The sequence below is a fragment of the Nocardioides sp. genome, from assembly GCF_030150155.1.
Classification (GTDB): Bacteria; Actinomycetota; Actinomycetes; order Propionibacteriales; family Nocardioidaceae; genus Nocardioides.
In genome coordinates, this window is sequence record NZ_JASLGR010000054.1 from 1 (window position 1) to 17,600 (window position 17,600).

General features: G+C 71.0%; 13 protein-coding genes. 2 read left to right on the forward strand and 11 right to left on the reverse strand.

The window, feature by feature from the left end; all coding sequences use genetic code 11:
• Positions 1–375: 375 nt before the first annotated feature.
• From argH to argC, 8 genes are read right to left on the reverse strand one after another with little or no spacing between them, the layout of a single operon-like run.
• A complete protein-coding gene (gene argH / locus Q1V88_RS16650) occupies positions 376–1,815 on the reverse strand; it encodes an argininosuccinate lyase (protein WP_300682449.1) in 1,440 nt (479 codons plus the stop codon).
• Positions 1,808–3,247: an argininosuccinate synthase gene (argG, locus tag Q1V88_RS16655; protein WP_300682450.1), complete on the reverse strand. Its 1,440-nt coding sequence runs from the start codon at positions 3,245–3,247 to the stop codon at positions 1,808–1,810. Before argG ends, argH begins: the two co-directional genes overlap by 8 nt.
• A gap of 22 nt (positions 3,248–3,269) precedes the next feature.
• Entirely contained in the window at positions 3,270–3,797 is a 528-nt protein-coding gene (locus tag Q1V88_RS16660; RefSeq protein ID WP_300682451.1) for an arginine repressor, read from the reverse strand.
• A gap of 15 nt (positions 3,798–3,812) precedes the next feature.
• Complete coding sequence (gene argF / locus Q1V88_RS16665) at positions 3,813–4,754, reverse strand: ornithine carbamoyltransferase (protein ID WP_300682453.1); 942 nt, start codon at positions 4,752–4,754, stop codon at positions 3,813–3,815.
• Positions 4,751–5,932 carry an acetylornithine transaminase gene (locus Q1V88_RS16670; protein WP_300682455.1) on the reverse strand — a complete coding sequence of 394 codons (1,182 nt, stop codon included), beginning with the start codon at positions 5,930–5,932 and terminating at the stop codon, positions 4,751–4,753. Before Q1V88_RS16670 ends, argF begins: the two co-directional genes overlap by 4 nt.
• On the reverse strand, positions 5,925–6,818 hold the full coding sequence (gene argB, locus Q1V88_RS16675) for an acetylglutamate kinase (RefSeq protein ID WP_300682456.1): 894 nt from the start codon (positions 6,816–6,818) through the stop codon (positions 5,925–5,927). Before argB ends, Q1V88_RS16670 begins: the two co-directional genes overlap by 8 nt.
• Positions 6,815–7,978, reverse strand: a complete 1,164-nt coding sequence (gene argJ, locus Q1V88_RS16680) for a bifunctional glutamate N-acetyltransferase/amino-acid acetyltransferase ArgJ (RefSeq protein WP_300682457.1) — start codon at positions 7,976–7,978, stop codon at positions 6,815–6,817. Before argJ ends, argB begins: the two co-directional genes overlap by 4 nt.
• A gap of 1 nt (position 7,979) precedes the next feature.
• Complete coding sequence (gene argC / locus Q1V88_RS16685) at positions 7,980–9,023, reverse strand: N-acetyl-gamma-glutamyl-phosphate reductase (protein WP_300682459.1); 1,044 nt, start codon at positions 9,021–9,023, stop codon at positions 7,980–7,982.
• 106 nt (positions 9,024–9,129) lie between these two features.
• On the opposite strand from argC, the gene Q1V88_RS16690 reads away from it, so the two are divergent.
• A complete protein-coding gene (locus tag Q1V88_RS16690; protein ID WP_300682460.1) occupies positions 9,130–10,131 on the forward strand; it encodes an ATP-binding cassette domain-containing protein in 1,002 nt (333 codons plus the stop codon).
• Positions 10,128–10,952, forward strand: a complete 825-nt coding sequence (locus Q1V88_RS16695) for an ABC transporter permease (RefSeq protein ID WP_300682462.1) — start codon at positions 10,128–10,130, stop codon at positions 10,950–10,952. Before Q1V88_RS16690 ends, Q1V88_RS16695 begins: the two co-directional genes overlap by 4 nt.
• Before the next feature lie 7 nt (positions 10,953–10,959).
• Here the strand turns inward: Q1V88_RS16695 and Q1V88_RS16700 are convergent, their stop codons facing one another.
• From Q1V88_RS16700 to pheS, 3 genes are all read right to left on the reverse strand, one after another.
• Complete coding sequence (locus tag Q1V88_RS16700; RefSeq protein ID WP_300682464.1) at positions 10,960–13,845, reverse strand: NB-ARC domain-containing protein; 2,886 nt, start codon at positions 13,843–13,845, stop codon at positions 10,960–10,962.
• A 65-nt stretch (positions 13,846–13,910) separates the two neighbouring features.
• On the reverse strand, positions 13,911–16,403 hold the full coding sequence (pheT, locus tag Q1V88_RS16705; RefSeq protein ID WP_300682465.1) for a phenylalanine--tRNA ligase subunit beta: 2,493 nt from the start codon (positions 16,401–16,403) through the stop codon (positions 13,911–13,913).
• Positions 16,400–17,524 (reverse strand): phenylalanine--tRNA ligase subunit alpha, encoded by a 1,125-nt coding sequence (gene pheS, locus Q1V88_RS16710; protein ID WP_300682466.1) that lies wholly within the window; start codon positions 17,522–17,524, stop codon positions 16,400–16,402. Before pheS ends, pheT begins: the two co-directional genes overlap by 4 nt.
• Positions 17,525–17,600 lie beyond the last annotated feature (76 nt).

The window sequence follows — 17,600 nt, forward strand, 5'->3', positions numbered from 1 at the left end:
TCATTGTCAAAGAAAACCATCAACACCGAAGTGTCGACGGGGTATACAAAATTAATTCATCGACTATCAATGACACACTGTTGAGTTCTCAAGAATCACACGCACACCGTGCCAACCCTCCCGGGCCGACTGCGGGGCAACCTGCAATACGTTACCGTTCGCGCTGTTCCCGGTCAACTTGATGCTGACTTCGTCTCCGGCGATTCGGTGTGTCGCCTTGACTTGCCCGGCTTCCCGGGCCGCTCTCGGCGACAGGTGAAACAGTACATGGACGCCCCAACCCCCACAAATCGGGGACACTCCCCCGCTCCTGGAACGCTGAACGGGCCGATCCCCCGCAGGAGATCGGCCCGTTCAGGCGTGTGGATCGGAGCCTCAGCGCGCAGCGGCGACAGCGGCCCGCAGCTCGGTGAGCTGCTCAGCCACCCGCTCGGGAGCGGTGCCGCCCCGACCGTTGCGGGAGGCCACCGACCCTTCGGCGGTCAGCACCAGTCGCACCTCCGGGGTGAGCGCCGGAGAGATCGCGGCGAACTCCTCGTCGCTCAGACCGTCGAGCTCGGTGCCCTTGGCCTCGGCGGCGCGGACACAGGAGCCGGCCACCTCGTGCGCGATCCGGAACGGCGTACCTTCACGCACGAGCCACTCGGCGATGTCGGTCGCCAGCGAGAAGCCCTGCGGTGCGAGCTCGGCCATCCGCTCGGTGTTGTACACCAGCGTCGCCACCTGGCCGGTGAACGCGGGCAGCAGCACCTCCAAGGTGTCCACGGAGTCGAAGACCGGCTCCTTGTCCTCCTGCAGGTCGCGGTTGTAGGCCAGCGGCAGCGCCTTGAGGGTGGTCAGCAGGCCGGCCAGGTTACCGACCAGGCGACCCGCCTTGCCCCGTGCCAGCTCGGAGATGTCCGGGTTCTTCTTCTGCGGCATGATCGACGAGCCGGTGGACCAGGAGTCGTGCAGGGTGACGAAGTCGAACTCCTTCGTCGCCCACAGGATGATCTCCTCGGCCAGACGCGACACGTCGATACCGACCTGAGCCGTCACGTAGGCAAACTCGGCGACGAAGTCACGCGAGGCGGTGCCGTCGATCGAGTTGGCCGTCGAGCCGGTGAAGCCGAGCTCGGAGGCCACCAGCACCGGGTCCAGGCCGAGGCTCTGGCCGGCCAGCGCGCCGGAGCCGTAGGGCGAGTCCGAGACCACCCGGGCACGCCAGTCGTCGAGACGACCGACGTCGCGCAGCAGCGGCCAGGCGTGGGCCAGCAGGTGGTGCGAGAGCAGCACCGGCTGGGCGTGCTGGAGGTGCGTGCGCCCCGGCATGATCGCGCCGAGGTGCGTCTCGGCCTGGCCGGCCAGCGCCTCGATGAGGTCGAGCACGAGGCCCTTGATCACCGCAGCGTGGTCGAGCAGGTAGGACCGGAACAGGGTCGCGATCTGGTCGTTGCGCGAACGCCCCGCACGCAGCTTGCCGCCGACCTCGGGACCGACCTCCTCGATCAGGAGACGCTCCAGGGCACCGTGCACGTCCTCGTCGGAGGCAGCAGGCTGCAGCTCCCCCGTCGTCCACTTCTGCGCCAGGACGTCGAGCCCACGGTGCAGCTCGTTCTCCTCCTCGGCGCTCAGCAGACCCGCCGCACCCAGCGCCTTGGCGTGGGCGTGCGACCCGGCGAGGTCGTAGAGCCCCAGCCGCCAGTCGAAGTGCGTCGAGCGCGACAGACGCTCCAGCTCGGGCGAGGGGCCGCCTGCGAACCGGCCGCCCCACAGCTTGCCCTCGTTGGTGCCGTGCGCCTCGACAGCGCCGCCGGCGGTGGTCGGGTCAGTCAACGCCGAACTCCATCGCGGCCTCGTCGAGCGCCTTCTCCACGTCGGAGTTGCTCTCGGCTGCCGGGTTGAGGGCGATCTGGTCCGCGCCGCCCTCGGTCAGGCTGGTGAGCTCGGTGGCGTCGAAGAGGGTCGAACGGCCCAGCATGACGTCGCTGTGAGCGGCGTACAGCTCCAGCTTGGTCCGCGAGTCGGCAATGTCCAGGTTGCGCATGGTGAGCTGTCCGATGCGGTCGGTCGGACCGAACGCGGCGTTCTCGGTGCGCTCCATCGAGAGCTTCTCCGGGTGGTAGGAGAAGGCCTCACCGACGGTGTTGAGGATCGTGTAGTCGTCGCCACGACGCAGGCGGATGGTGACCTCGCCGGTGACCAGGGAGGCGACCCAGCGCTGGATGGACTCACGCAGCATGAACGCCTGCGGGTCGAACCAGCGGCCCTCGTAGAGCAGACGGCCGAGCTTGCGGCCCTCGTTGTAGTAGTTCGCCAGCGTGTCCTCGTTGTGGATCGCGGCGAGCAGACGCTCGTACGCCGTCCACAGCAGCGCCATGCCGGGCGCCTCGTAGATGCCCCGGGACTTGGCCTCGATGATCCGGTTCTCGATCTGGTCGGACATGCCCAGGCCGTGACGCCCACCGATGGCGTTGGCCTCCAGGACCAGAGCGACGGCGTCGTCGAAGCGGGTGCCGTTGATCGCGACCGGACGACCGGCCTCGAAGGAGACGGTGACGTCCTCGGTCTCGATCTCGACGCTCGGGTCCCAGAACTTCACACCCATGATCGGCTCGACGACCTCGAGGGAGACGTTGAGGTGCTCCAGGGTCTTGGCCTCGTGGGTGGCGCCCCAGATGTTGGCGTCGGTGGAGTACGCCTTCTCCTTGGAGTCGCGGTAGGGCAGGTTGTGTTCGGTGAGCCACTGGCTCATCTCGGCACGACCACCCAGCTCGGTGACGAAGTCGGCGTCCAGCCACGGCTTGTAGATCCGCAGGGCCGGGTTGGCCATCAGGCCGTAGCGGTAGAACCGCTCGATGTCGTTGCCCTTGTAGGTCGAGCCGTCGCCCCAGATGTTGACGCCGTCCTCGGCCATCGCGCGGACCAGCATGGTGCCGGTGACGGCACGGCCCAGCGGCGTGGTGTTGAAGTAGGCACGACCGGCCGAGCGGATGTGGAAGGCGCCGCAGGCCAGCGCCGCGAGACCCTCCTCGACCAACTCGCGACGGCAGTCGACGGCGCGGGCGATCTCGGCGCCGTACTCCACGGCACGGGCCGGGACGCCGGAGATGTCGGGCTCGTCGTACTGGCCGATGTCAGCGGTGTAGGTGCACGGCACCGCACCCTTGTCGCGCATCCACGCGACGGCGACGGAGGTGTCGAGACCGCCGGAGAACGCGATACCGACGCGCTCGCCCTGCGGGAGGGAGGTGAGGACCTTGCTCACAGTTGCTTCTTCTCCTGTGCTTTCACGGGTGGGTGGTGCTGTGGTGGTCGGCGAGGGCGAGGAACCGGCGGACCAGGTCCTCTCCCCCGACGGGGTCTCGGCCGATGACGAGCACGGTGTCGTCTCCGGCGATAGTGCCAAGGATCGCTGACAACTCTGCCTTGTCAACGGCGCTGGCGAGGAACTGGGCCGCACCGGGCGGGGTGCGCAGCACGACGAGGTTGGCGCTGGCCTCGGCCGACATCAGCAGCTCGCCGCACAGCCGGGCCAGCCGGGTCTGGGCCGCAGCCGACTCCCGGGGCGCCACCGCACGGCGGTCGCCGCCCTCGGCGGGCACGGCGTAGACCTGTGCTCCCGAGGCCGTCCTGACCTTGACCGCGTCCAGCTCGACGAGGTCGCGCGAGAGCGTCGCCTGGGTGACCTGCACGCCTTGGGCGGCGAGCAGGTCGGCCAGCTCGGTCTGCGAACGCACCTCATGGGCCGTCACCAGCTGGAGGATCAGCTGGTGACGGGCGCCTTTGGTCGCCGGCCGCAGTGCCGCTTCGCTCATCGCCCGTCTCCCGGCTCAGGCCTGCTGGGCCGCGACGAGGAAGGCGATCACTGCCTTCTGGGCGTGACGCCGGTTCTCGGCCTCGTCCCAGATCACGCTCTGCGGGCCGTCGAGGACCTCGGCGGCGATCTCCTTGCCGCGGTACGCCGGGAGGCAGTGCATCACGATGGCGTCGTCGTTGGCGCCAGCCACGAGCTCGGCGGTGACGGCGTACGGGCTGAAGGTGGCGATCCGCTCGGCGGCCTCGTCCTCCTTGCCCATCGACACCCAGGTGTCGGTGATCACGATGTCGGCACCGGACACGGCGACGCTCGAGTCACGCTCCCAGCGTGCGGAGCCGCCGGTCGCCTCCCCGATCGCGTTGGCGCGGGCGAACATCTCCTCGCTCGGGGCGAAGCCCTCGGGAGCGGCGATGGTGACGTGCATCCCGGCGGTGACGCCGGCGATGATCCACGAGTTGCCCATGTTGCAGGCACCGTCGCCGATGAAGGTGGCGCGCAGCCCGGCCAGGTCGCCCTTGTGCTCACGAATGGTGAGCAGATCGGCGAGCAGCTGGCAGGGGTGGAATTCGTCGGTCAGGGCGTTGACCACGGGGACGCCGGAGAACTCCGCCATCTCCTCCAGCGCGGTCTGGGCGTAGGTCCGCCACACGATCAGGCTGGCCTGGCGGCCGAGCACCCGGGCGACGTCGGCGACCGACTCACGCTTGCCGATCCCGGCCAGACCACCGTCGACCAGCATCGGGTGACCGCCGAGCTCGGCGATTCCGGCGGCGAAGGAGGCCTGCGTGCGCAGGGTCGGCTTGTCGTAGATCGTCGCGACGGTCCGCGGACCGGCCAGCGGCTTGGCGTCGTACGGCGCGGCCTTGAGCGCGGCGGCCAGGTCGAGGACCTGGGCCTGCTCGGCCGGGGTCAGGTCGTCGTCGGCCAGGAACGAACGGACGGTGGTGGCGCTCATGCGTCCTCCCCGAAGGCGACGTCGAGGATCCCCGGCCAGGCGGCCAGCAGTGCCTCGGCCTCGTCGGTGCTGAGGTTGAGCGGCGGAGCCAGGCGGATCCGCAGCGGGGTGGCGTTGTTGACGATGAAGCCCGCCTCCAGGGCGGCCGCGGCCACCTCGGCAGACTTCTCCGCGACCAGGCCGACGCCGATCAGCAGGCCCTCGCCGCTGACCGAGGCGACCCGCGGGTCGGCGCCCAGGCCGTCGCGGAGCTTCTGGCCCAGGATCGTGGCGTGGTCGAGCAGGTCCTCGGTCTCGATCGTCCGGATCACCGCCAGCGCTGCCGCGCAGGCCACCGGGTTGCCACCGAAGGTGGTGCCGTGGTTGCCCGGCTCCAGCAGCGACGCCGCGACGCCGAGGCCGAGGCAGGCACCGATCGGGAAGCCACCGCCCAGCCCCTTGGCCAGGGTGATGATGTCGGGCAGCACCCCGCTCCGGGTGGAGCCGAGCCAGTCGCCGGTGCGGCCGATGCCGGTCTGGACCTCGTCGAACCAGAGCAGCGCACCGTGCCGGTCGGCGATCGCGCGGGCCGCGGGCAGGAAGTCCTCGGGCGGCACGATCACGCCGGCCTCGCCCTGCATCGGCTCGATCACGATCGCGGCGGTCTCGTCGGTCACCGCGGCGGCGAGCGCCTCGGCGTCGCCGTACGGGACGAAGGTGACGTCGCCGGGCAGGGGCGCGAACGGTGCCCGGTAGGCCTCCTTGGACGTCAGCGCGAGCGCACCCATGCTGCGACCGTGGAACGAGCCCGCCATCGCGACGATGTGGGTCCGACCGGTGCGCCGGGTGATCTTGAACGCCGCCTCGTTGGCCTCGGTGCCGGAGTTGGCGAAGAAGACCCGGCCGTCGACGTTGTCGGGGACCATCAGCGCGATCAGCTTCTCGGCGAGCCGGATCTGGGGCGCCGAGGCGAAGAAGTTCGAGATGTGGCCCAGGGTGTTGAGCTGGCCCGTGACCGCCTCGACCAGCGCCGGGTGGGCGTGGCCGAGGGCGTTGACCGCGATGCCGCCGAGGAAGTCGACGTACTCACGACCGTCCTCGTCCCAGACGTGGCTGCCCTTGCCGTGCGTCAGCACGAGCTTGGGGACGCCGAACGTGTTCATCAGAGCGCCCTGGTAGCGCTCGGTGTACTCACTCACTGTGTGCCTTCCGAATCTTCGTCTCCACCCCGGGGAGGACCTGCGTCCCGATGCCCTCGTCGGTGAAGATCTCCAGCAGTACGGCGTGGGGCTCGCGCCCATCGACGACGGTCGCCCGGGGCACGCCGCCCTGGACGGCCTGGAGGCAGGCACCCATCTTGGGCACCATGCCACTGGCCAGCGTCGGCATCAGCTTCTCCAGCCCCTCGGGCGAGATCTCCTGGATGACGTCGTCGGAGTTGCCGTAGTCGCGGTAGAGGCCCTCGACGTCGGTGAGGACGAGGAGCTTCTCCGCCTTGAGCGCGATCGCCAGGGCGGCGGCCGCGGTGTCGGCATTGACGTTGTGCACCTGACCCGACAGGTCGGGTGCGACCGAGGAGATCACCGGGATCCGGCCCGCCTCGATCACGTCGAGCACCGCCTCGGGACGGACCTGGGTGACCTCGCCGACGAGGCCGAGGTCCACCTCCTCGCCGTCGATGATGGTGTTGGTCCGGCTGGCGGTGAAGAGCGCGGCGTCCTCACCGGAGAGGCCGACGGCCAGCGGACCGTGCTGGTTGAGCAGCCCGACCAGCTCGCGCTGGACCTGCCCGACCAGGACCATCCGGACGACGTCCATCGCCTCGGGCGTGGTGACCCGCAGGCCGCCGCGGAACTCCGACTTGATGTTGAGCCGGTCCAGCATCTTGGAGATCTGCGGACCGCCGCCGTGCACCACGACCGGCTTGAAGCCGGCCAGGCGCAGGAAGGCGATGTCCTCGGCGAACTTCACCTTGAGGTCGTCGTCGATCATGGCGTTGCCGCCGTACTTGATCACGATGACCTTGCCGTTGTACTTCTTCAGCCACGGCAGGGCATTGGAGAGAACCTCCGCGTTCGCCCTCATGACGAGTACGCGCTGTTCTCGTGGACGTAGGCGTGGGTCAGGTCGTTGGTCCAGACCGTGGCCTGCTCGTCGCCGGACTTGAGGTCGATGGTGACCGTGACCTCGCGCTCGTCGAGGTCGATCTGGGACGGGTCCTCGGCCGGGGTCGAGGCCTTGCAGACCCAGACGCCGTTGAGGGCGACGTCGAGGTCGGCCGGGTCGAAGGTGGCCTGGGTGGTGCCGACACTGGCCAGGATGCGGCCCCAGTTCGGGTCACGCCCGTAGATCGCGGTCTTGAACAGGTTGGACCGGGCGACGCTGCGCGAGACCTCGAGCGCGTCGGCGACCGAGGCCGCGTTGATCGTCTGGATCGCGATCGAGTGGTCGGCGCCCTCAGCGTCGGCGAGCAGCTGGAGCGCGAGGTCGGTGCACAGCTCGGTGAGCTTGGCAGTGAACTCGGCCAGCTCGGGCGCCACCCCCGAGGCACCCGAGGCCATCAGGGTGACGGTGTCGTTGGTCGACTGGCAGCCGTCGGAGTCGAGCCGGTCGAAGCTGGCAGCGGTGGCAGCCCGCAGCGCGGTGTCGAGGTCGGCCGCCGACACGTCGGCGTCGGTGGTGATCACGACCAGCATCGTGGCCAGCGCCGGGGCGAGCATGCCCGCACCCTTGGCCATCCCGCCGATGCTCCACTGCGCGTCGCCGGTGCCACCGGTGACGATCGCCTGCTTGGAGACGGTGTCGGTGGTCATGATCGCCTCGGCCGCGGCGGTGCCGCCCTCGGCGCTGAGCGCGCCGGCGAGCAGGTCGACGCCGCCCAGCAGCGTCTCCTTCATGTTGAGCAGGCCGATCAGGCCGGTCGAGCAGACCACGACGTCGCCGGCACCGATCGAGAGGTGCTCGGCGACCCGCTCCGCGGTGGCGTGGGTGACCTGGAAGCCAGCAGCGCCGGTGTAGCAGTTGGCGCCGCCGGAGTTGAGCACGACCGCCTTGACGATGCCGTCCTTGACGACCTCCTTGGACCACAGCACCGGGTTGGCCTGGCAGCGGTTGGAGGTGAAGACGCTCGCCGAGGCGAACGACGGTCCCTGGTTGACGACGAGGGCCATGTCGGCCTTGCCGGAGGCCTTCAGGCCGGCGGTGACGCCGGCAGCGAGGAACCCCTGCGGGGTGGTGACGCTCATGTCAGGGAGCCAATCCGATCGTGGTGAGGCCCGCGGCTTCGTCGAAGCCGAGGGCGAGGTTCATGCACTGGACCGCCGCACCGGCGGTCCCCTTGGCCAGGTTGTCCATCGCACCGACGGCGACCAGGCGGCCCGCGGTGGTGTCGACGGTGACCTGGAGGTGGACGGCGTTGGAGCCGGTCACCGACTGGGTCTGTGGCCAGATCCCCTCGGGGAGCAGGTGGACGAACTGCTCGTCGGCGTAGGCCTGCTGGTAGGCGGCGCGGACCTGCTCGGCGGTGACGCCGGGCTTGAGCCGGGCGGTGCAGGTGGCCAGGATGCCGCGTGACATCGGCACCAGCAGCGGGGTGAAGCTGACCGTGACGGTCTCGTCCCCGGGCAGCAGCTGGGAGAGGTTCTGGGTGATCTCGGGGGTGTGCCGGTGCACCCCGCCGACGCCGTACGCCGACGTGTTGCCCATGATCTCCGAGCCGAGCAGGTGCGTCTTCGCGCTCTTGCCTGCCCCGCTGGTGCCGCTGGCCGCGACCACGACGACGTCGGGCTCGACCAGGCCGGCGGCGATCGCCGGGGCCAGGCTCAGGGACGAGACGGTCGGGTAGCAGCCGGGGACGGCGACGGTGGTGGCGCCGGTGAGCCTCTCCCGGTTGCCCGGGATCTCGGGCAGGCCGTAGGGCCAGGTGCCGGCGTGCGGGGAGCCGTAGAACTTCTCCCAGTCAGCGGCGTCCCGGAGCCGGAAGTCGGCGCCGCAGTCGATCACCACGACGGCCGGGTTCTGCGCCTGGAGTGCCTTCGCGATCGCACCGGACTGGCCGTGCGGGAGGGCGAGGAAGACGACGTCGTGGCCGCTGAGTGTGTCGAGGTTCGTCTCGACCAGGGTGCGGTCGGCCAGCGGCAGCAGGTGCGGCTGGAGGGCTCCGAGCTTCTGCCCTGCGTTGGAGGCGCCGGTGAGGGCACCGATCTCGACCTCGGGGTGCGCCAGCAGCAGGCGCAGCAGCTCGCCTCCGGCGTACCCGCTCGCGCCGGCGACGGCGACTGTCTTCGTCATGTGCATGACTATACACGACTATGCATGAGAATGTGCCAGGGGGTTTTCGCGGAGGCTGAAAGCGTCGTGAAACCCCGGTGAAGGCGTCCGGGTCCAGGCTAGTCCCATGACCAACGCAGACCTGGCGGTCCACGCTACCGGGCTGGTGAAGCGCTTCGGCGACTTCACCGCCGTCGGCGGCGTCGACCTGGCCATCGCCCCCGGAGAGGTCTTCGGCGTCCTCGGCCCCAACGGCGCGGGAAAGACCACGACGCTCTCCATGCTCGCCACCCTGCTCCCGATCGACGCCGGCTCGGCCTCCATCTTCGGCGTCGACGTCGCCTCCTCGCCGCACCAGATCCGCCAGCTGGTCGGCGTCACCGGGCAGTACGCCTCGGTCGACGAGAACCTCACCGGCGCGGAGAACCTGTGGCTCTTCGCCCGGCTGCACGGTCGCTCCCGGGCCCAGGCGAAGACGCTCGCCTCGGACCTGCTGGAGCGCTTCGGACTCACCGAGTCCGCCGACAAGCAGATCAAGGAGTACTCCGGCGGGATGCGGCGCCGGCTCGACCTGGCCGCCTCACTGATCTCGGCTCCCCCGTTGATCTTCCTCGACGAGCCCACCACCGGCCTCGACCCACGCACCCGCGGCCAGATGTGGGACACCATCCGCGAGCTCGTCGCCGGCGGGTCGACGATCCTGCTCACCACGCAGTACCTCGACGAGGCCGATCAGCTCGCCGACCGGATCGCCGTGATCGACCGCGGCCTCAAGGTCGCCGAGGGCACCCCGTCGGAGCTCAAGTCCAGCGTCGGCGAGTCCACCCTCCAGCTCCGACTGAGCGACAAGGGCCGCCTCGACGCCGCCACCGCCCTGGTCGATCGGGTCAGCGGCGCCCGGTCCGTCGCCTCCCCCGAGGCGGCCGCCCTCAACGTGCCGCTCCCCGACGCCGACAAGGCCGCCGACGTGCTGATCGCGCTGCGCGAGGCCGGCATCTCCATCACCGGCGCGACCGTGCAGCAGCCCACCCTGGACGAGGTCTTCCTCGCCCTCACCGGGCACGGCACCGATCAGTCCAGCCAGTCCGGCCAGTCCAGCCACTCCGAGAACGAGGAGGTCACACGATGAGCACCCTGGCCGCCGACCGCACCATCGCCGCCGCCAAGGCGCGGCTCACCCCGCGCCCGACCCTGGCCGAGACCTGGTCCCAGACCCTGACGATGGCGTGGCGGGCGCTGAAGAAGATGCGGCGCAACCCCGAGCAGTTCTTCGACGTGATCATCCAGCCGCTGCTGTTCACCGCGATGTTCACCTACATCTTCGGCGGCGCCGTCTCCGGCTCGGTCACGCAGTACCTCCCCGTGGTGATCCCCGGGATCCTCGCCCAGACCGCCCTGACGGCCTGCATGGCGACCGGCACGCAGATGCGCGAGGACATGGAGAAGGGCGTCTTCGACCGCTTCCGCTCGCTGCCGATGGCGCGGATCGCTCCGCTGGCGGGGCCGATGCTGGCCGACGTACTGCGCTATGGGATCGCTGCGACCCTGACCCTGCTCACCGGGCTGGCGATGGGCTACCGGCCCGGCGGCGGCGTCCTCGGCGTGATCGCCGGGTGGATCCTGGTGGTCCTGGCCGGCTGGTCGCTGTCGTGGATCTTCGCCTGGCTCGGCACCGTGGCGCGCTCGGCCCAGGCCGTGCAGGGCATCGGGATGATGATCATGTTCCCGCTGACCTTCCTCTCCGACGCGTTCACTCCCAAGGACACGATGCCGAACTGGCTCCAGCACTTCGTCGCGATCAACCCGGTGACCCTGGTGATCCATGCGCTGCGGGACCTGATCAACGAGGGCCAGCTCACCGCCAACGTCGGCTGGGCCGTGCTCGGCTGCGGGGTGATCGTGGCGGTCTTCGGGCCGCTGGCGGTGCGCAGCTACAGCCGCAAGGTCTGAGCGCCGCTCAGGCCAGGGAGTCGAGCAGCGCGATCGCATGGTCGCGCAGCTCGATCGGCCGGGGGCTGCCGATCCTGTCGCGGTACGTCGTCACCAGGACGGGATCGACCAGGGGCTCACCCCACGACGGATCCAGGCTGGGCAGCATCCGGTTGAGGGAGAAGACCTCGCTCACCGCGATCAGCTCGGCGGCCTTCTCGGGGTCACCGTGCGCGCCCTCCCAGGCCGCGAGCCCGACCAGCAGGCAGCCGACCACCGGGAAGTCGAGCCAGACCTGGGTCTCCCCGATCAGGCGGCGGGCCTGGGCCAGCAGCGTGTCCCGGTCGGCCCGGGCCCCGGCCGCCCGGCCCGCACGGACCCGCGCCGCCAGCGCCGCCGCGAGCGGCAGGCTGACCCACGGCTCGTCGCCGTCGAACTCGCCGATCCCGGTCAGGGTGGCGTCGGTCCGGGAGCGCTCCCGGATCTCCTCCAGGCCGGCGGCGTAGCCCGCCAGGCCCTCGTCAACCAGGCCCCGGGCGAGCAGCACCTCGGCACGTCCGCAGACCAGGGCGACCCCGGCCCCGAAGACGGACTGGGTCGGGTCCTCGGCCACCACCTGGTCCAGGATCCGGTCGGCCTCATCCAGGTCGCCCTCGCGCAGCGCGACCAGGGCGTGCACGGCGCGGACCTGCGCGGCGTCCTCGTGGGCGCCGACGGCGACCAGGGTCGGCAGCGCGAGGCCGGCGTGGTGGCGGGCCTCGGCCCACTCCCCTGCCTGGAGACCCAGTCCCGCGAGCTGACTGTGCACCGAGGCCACGCCCCACGGCCCCTCGGACGGATCGGCCAGGGCGAGCGCCCGCTCGGCGGCCTCCCGGGCGCGGGCGACCTCACCGCCGTTCTCCAGGGCATGGCTCGACCAGTAGTGCGCGAGCCGGGCCACGGCAGGATCGGGATCCTCACCGAGGCGGGCCATCAGGTCACTCAGGTCCTCGCCGTCGTGGTCGGCCATCGTCAGCACCACCCGAGCGTGGGCGTTGCCGTCGGTGTGCTCGGCACCGATGCCGAGCCGGCGCAGCGTCGCCAGCGCCCCCTCGTGGAAGCCACCGGCGAAGATCATCCGGTTGGACAGCACCGCCACCAACGCCACCCGGGCGGCGTCGGCGATCTCGTCGGGGATCGTCCGGTCCGCGAGCACGTCCCCGATCTGCTCGGCGAAGCGCAGCACCTTCAGGTGGGAACCCTCGATCGTCCAGAAGGTCGACAGCGTGGCGAACAGCTCGACCACCGTGACGACATCCTCGTCGGCCACCGCGGCCCGGAGCACGTCGACCAGGTTGCCCTCCTCGGCCCGCAGCTCCGTGACCTGGGCGATCTGCTCGAGCGAGGACAGCCGCGCGCGTGCGGTGCGCGCCCGTCCGACCGCCCAGGCGCGCAGGGCCTGCTCGGCCGTGGCGTCGTCGCCGGCCTCGACCAGGTGCATCAGGCCGAACTCACGGACCGTCTCCAGCAGCCGGTAGCGCACTCCCCCGTGGATCGGCTCGGCCTCCTCGACGACGACCAGCGACTGATCGACCAGCTCCGCGATCCGCTCCAGGGCCTCGTCCCCGACGATCGCCTCGGCCCCGTCCAGACCGAACCCCGCCCGGAACACCGCCAGTCGGCGCAACGCCTCGCGCTGCGGCTCGGAGAGCAGGTTCCAGCTCCAGTCGATCACCGCGATCAGGGTCTGATGCCGCTCGGGCGCATCGCGACTGCCGCCGCGCAGCAGGGCGAACCGATGGTCGAGACGGCGGGCCACCTCGGCCACGCTCATCACCCGGACCTTGGCCGCTGCCAGCTCGACCGCCAACGGCAGCCCGTCGAGCCGCTGCACCAGTGGCGTCACCACGTCGTCGTCCACGGCCGCCCCGGGCCGAGCGGCCTGCGCGCGACGACGGAACAGTGCCACCGCGTCGGCCGTGCCCAGCTCGGGCAGCAGGTAGACCTGCTCGGCCGCCAGTCCGAGCGGGGCGCGCGTCGTGGTCAGGACGTTCAGTGCCGGCGTACGACGGACCAGGAGGGCGACCAGGTCCGCGACCGCTGCCACGACCTGCTCGCAGTTGTCCAGGATCAGCAGGCTCGGCACGGTGCCGATCGCCTCGACCAGGCGGTCGACCAGGTCGAGGGTGCGGGCCTCGCCGGTGAGGTTGGAGCGCAGCGAGCCCTGCACGCCCAGGGCATCGGCGATCGCCACCCCGACACCGGCACCGGCCGTGACCGCCGCCAATGGCACGAAGTGGACCAGCGGCTGCTCGGAGGTCAGACCCACCCGGTGGGCCAGCCGGGTCTTGCCCAGGCCGCCGGGGCCGACGATCGAGACGACCCGGTGGCGGCGGAGCAGAGCTGTGACCGCGGTGACGTCGCGGTCGCGCCCGATCAGCTCGTCGGTGTCGTAGGCCAGACCGGAGCGCACCGGACGGTCGCGGTGGAGCAGCTCCTCGTGCAGCCGTTGCAGGGCCGGTCCGGGGTCGACACCGAGGCTCGCCCCGAGATGGGCACGGTGCTCGGCGTACGCCTCCAGCGCGGCAGGGACACCGCGGACGGCGGCGACCGCCCGGAGCCGGGCGAGGACGACCTCCTCATCGTCACCGGCGAGGTCGAGGAACCCGAGGGCGTCGGCGTACCGGCCCTCGGCGGCGAGCGCCAGGCCGTGAGGACGTGCCGCCCACAGGTCGACCTCGTCGGGGTCGATCCCGATCCGGTAGCCGGTGGCGGTGCGCTCGACCACGGTGGCGTCGGTCAGCGCCCGGACCCGCGAGATGACGACCTGCAGGGCCTTGGTGCCGGTGGCGGGCGGGTCCTCGCCCCACACGGCGTCGAGGAGCGCGCCCTCGGACAGCCCCCGTGCCCCGGCCTCGACGAGGGCACGGAGCACGGCACGCGGGCGGTCACCCGGGACGGGGGTGCCGTCCCAGGTGACCTCTCCCGCTACCTGGAGCCTCAGCGCCGCACTGCTCCGGTGAGCTCACCGGCACGGGCCACGGCCGCGTCGCGGGCCGCGCTGGCCTCGCCCTCGGCCAGGGTGCGGTCGGCGGCGCGGAAGCGGAGCGCGAAGGCGAGGGACTTCTTGCCCTCACCGAGCTGCTCGCCGGTGTAGACGTCGAAGAGACGGACCGACTCCAGCAGGTCGCCGGCCCCCTCGCGCAGTGCCGACTCGACGGCGCCCACGGCGACATCGGCGGCGACCACGAGGGCGACGTCCTCCTTGGCGACCGGGAAGGTCGAGAAGGACGGTGCGAGCGACCGGTCCGGCGTGGCAGCGATCAGCGCGTCGAGGTCGAGCTCGACGGCTGCGGCACGCGCGGGCAGGCCCAGGCTGGTGCACACGGCCGGGTGCAGCTCGCCGGCGTGACCGATCACGGTGCCCTCGACGCTGACCTCGGCGCAGCGGCCGGGGTGCCAGGGGGCGAGCTGGGCGTTGGCGAGGGTGACCTCGACGCCGAGCTCGTCGGCGAGGCGATGCACCACGGCCAGCGCGTCGACCCACCCGGCCTGGGTGCCCTCACCCCACCAGCCGGAGCGCTCCCGCTCCCCGGCCAGGACGACGCCGAGGTGGAGCGGCTGGCGCGGGATCGCGGCCAGGAGCGCCTCGAGCTGCTCGTCGCTGGGGCGGGACGCTGCGCTGTAGATCGGCGCCGCGCCGTCGACCGGGAAGGCCACGGTCATGGTCTCGAACAGGGCGACGCCGGGCGCACCGCGCCCGATGTTGCGCACGGCGGACTTGAGCAGGCCCGGGAGGATCGTCGTGGTGTACGCCGGCTCCTCGCTCGACAGCGGGTTGGCCAGCACGACGGTGCGGCGCCGCTCGTCGTCGGCCGCCAGGCCGAGCTGGTCGAAGGTGGCCTCGCCGACGAACGGGAAGCTGATCACCTCGGCCAGGCCGCCCCCGGCGAGGGTGCGCCCGATCCGGCGGCGGAGCTTCTGGGACCGGGTCAGACCGCGGCCGTTGGTGGCCCGCGGCAGCACCGAGGGGACCTGGTCGTAGCCGACGATGCGGACGACCTCCTCGACCAGGTCGTACGGGTCGTTGAGGTCCGGGCGCCAGCTCGGGCCGACGGCGGTCAGGGTGTCGCCGTCGGTGGTGACGGTGGCGCCCACAGCGGTCAGGTAGCCGACGGTGGCCTCCGGGCTGACAGCGATGCCGCTGAGCCGGGCCGGCAGGTCGGCGTCGATGGTGATCGCCGGGCGGGCCGGGGCCTCGCCGATCAGGGTGAAGCCGGGCTCCGCGGTCGCGCCGCCGAGCTCGACGAGCAGCTCGACCAGGCGGTCGGCGGCGGCGGTGGGCAGCAGCGGGTCGACACCGCGCTCGAAGCGCTTGGAGGCCTCCGAGCCGAGCTTGTGCCGCTTCTGGGTGCGGAAGACCGAGGTCGGGTCGAAGTACGCCGCCTCGATCACGATCTCGGTGGTGGTCTCGCTGATCTCGGTGGAGGCACCACCCATCACGCCGGCGATGCCGATCGGGCCGGAGCCGTCGGCGATGACCAGGTCGGCCGGGTCCAGGGTGCGGGTGACGTCGTCGAGGGTGACGACCTTCTCCCCCGCGACCGCGCGGCGGACCACGATCGGGCCGTTGAGCTTGGCCTTGTCGTAGCAGTGCGTAGGCTGACCCAGCTCGAGCATCACGTAGTTGGAGATGTCGACGGCCAGCGAGATGGAGCGCATCCCGCACTGCTCCAGACGTGCCTGCATCCAGGCCGGGGTGGTCGCGGCCGGGTTGAAGCCGCTCACCACGCGCGTGCTGAAGACCGGGCAGCCGGCCGGGTCCTCGACCTGGACCGGGTAGGCGTCGATCGCCGCGAGGGTGATCGGACGGTTCGCCGGATCGACGAAGGGCAGGTCGAAGCCGAGGGCGGCCTCGCGGGCGACACCGCGCAGCGACAGTGCGTAGGCACGGTCGGGGTTGATCTCGAACTCGATCACCTCCTCGCCGAAGCCGAGGAACTCACGGGCGTCGGTGCCCGGCTCAGGCCCGTCGGCGGGGACGACGAGGATGCCGTGTCCGCCGTCGTCGGGCAGGCCGAGCTCGGCACCGGAGCAGATCATGCCCGCGGAGAGGTGGCCGTAGGTCTTGCGCTCGGAGATCGCGAAGCCACCAGGCAGCACGGCACCGGGGAGGCTGACGACGACCTTGTCGCCGACGCCGAAGTTGTGGGCGCCGCAGATGATCCCCTGGGGTGCACCGGTGCCGTTGGCGTCGCCGACGTCGACGGTGCACCAGTTGATCACCTTGCCGTTCTTCTGCGGCTCCTTGTCCTGCGTCAGCACCCGGCCGATGACGAGCGGACCGGTGACGTCGGCACCGGCGGCGTGGATCGCCTCCAGCTTGAGGCCGAGCGCGGTGAGGCGAGCGGTGAGGATCTCGGTGGAGACGCTGTCGGGCAGCGCGGTTCCTGCTGCCAGGATCTCCTTGATCCAGGAGACGGGGGCCTTCATGACAGCTCACTTCCGAATGCAGTGGTGAAGCGCACGTCGCCTTCGAAGAGGGTGCGCAGGTCGGACAGACCGGTGCGGAACATCAGGGTCCGGTCGATGCCCATGCCGAACGCGAAACCGGAGTAGCGCGTCGAGTCGACGCCGCAGGCGGCCAGCACCCGGGGGTTGACCATGCCGCAGCCGCCCCACTCGATCCAGCCCTCGCCACGACAGGTGCGGCACGCTCCGGCCGAGGCGTCCTCGGCGTCCTTGAGACCGCTGCCCCGGCACACGAAGCAGGTCAGGTCCACCTCGGCCGACGGCTCGGTGAACGGGAAGAACGAAGGCCGGAAGCGGGTCTCGATGCCCTCGCCGAACATCTGCCCGGCGAAGTGGTCCAGGGTGCCCTTGAGGTGCGCCATCGAGATGCCCTCGTCGATCGCCAGGCCCTCGACCTGGTGGAACATCGGCGAGTGGGTGGCGTCGTACTCATCGGTGCGGAAGACACGACCGGGGCAGACCACGTAGATGGGCGGCTCCTGGGTCAGCATCGTGCGCGCCTGCACGGCCGAGGTGTGGGTGCGCAGTACGACGTGGTTCTCGGCCGGCTCGGTCCAGAACGTGTCCTGCATCGTGCGGGCAGGGTGGTCAGGACCCAGGTTGAGGGCGTCGAAGTTGAGCCACTCGGCCTCGATCACGGGCCCCTCGGCGACGTTCCAGCCCATCGCGACGAAGATGTCGGCGATCAGGTCGGCTCCGCTGGTGAGCGGGTGCCGGGCGCCGGCCGGGAACCGGTCGACGGGGACCGTGACGTCGACGGTCTCCTCGATCAGGATGCGGGCCTCGTGCTCGGCCTCGAGGACCGCGGTCCGCTCGGCCAGCGCCTTGTTGACCTGGCCGCGGGCCTGGCCGACGCGGGCGCCGGCCTCCTTGCGCGCAGCGGGTGGCAGGGCACCGATCTCGCGGTTGGCCAGCGCCAGCGGCGAGCGGTCGCCGACGTGGTCCAGGCGGACCTGCTTCAGCGCCTCCAGATCGACGGCGGCAGCGATGGCCGCGAGGGCCGCGTCACGCGACGCCTCGACCTCTTCTGCCTTGAGCGGGGTGACCTCGACGGGGTCGTAGTCAGTATTGGGGCCAGACACTCGCCTGAGTCTAGTGCCGCGAATCGACAACCGCCGCCTCACCCGGATCTCGCACGTGGTGAACCCGGATCTCGCA

Bases quoted from the DNA above. Each gene is read 5' to 3' on its own strand.
- argB (WP_300682456.1), bottom strand. From the start codon at position 6,818: ATGAGGGCGAACGCGGAGGTTCTCTCCAATGCCCTGCCGTGGCTGAAG.
- pheT (WP_300682465.1), bottom strand. From the start codon at position 16,403: ATGAAGGCCCCCGTCTCCTGGATCAAGGAGATCCTGGCAGCAGGAACC.
- argF (WP_300682453.1), bottom strand. From the start codon at position 4,754: ATGAGCGCCACCACCGTCCGTTCGTTCCTGGCCGACGACGACCTGACC.
- Q1V88_RS16695 (WP_300682462.1), top strand. From the start codon at position 10,128: ATGAGCACCCTGGCCGCCGACCGCACCATCGCCGCCGCCAAGGCGCGG.
- Q1V88_RS16690 (WP_300682460.1), top strand. From the start codon at position 9,130: ATGACCAACGCAGACCTGGCGGTCCACGCTACCGGGCTGGTGAAGCGC.
- Q1V88_RS16660 (WP_300682451.1), bottom strand. From the start codon at position 3,797: ATGAGCGAAGCGGCACTGCGGCCGGCGACCAAAGGCGCCCGTCACCAG.
- argC (WP_300682459.1), bottom strand. From the start codon at position 9,023: ATGACGAAGACAGTCGCCGTCGCCGGCGCGAGCGGGTACGCCGGAGGC.
- argJ (WP_300682457.1), bottom strand. From the start codon at position 7,978: ATGAGCGTCACCACCCCGCAGGGGTTCCTCGCTGCCGGCGTCACCGCC.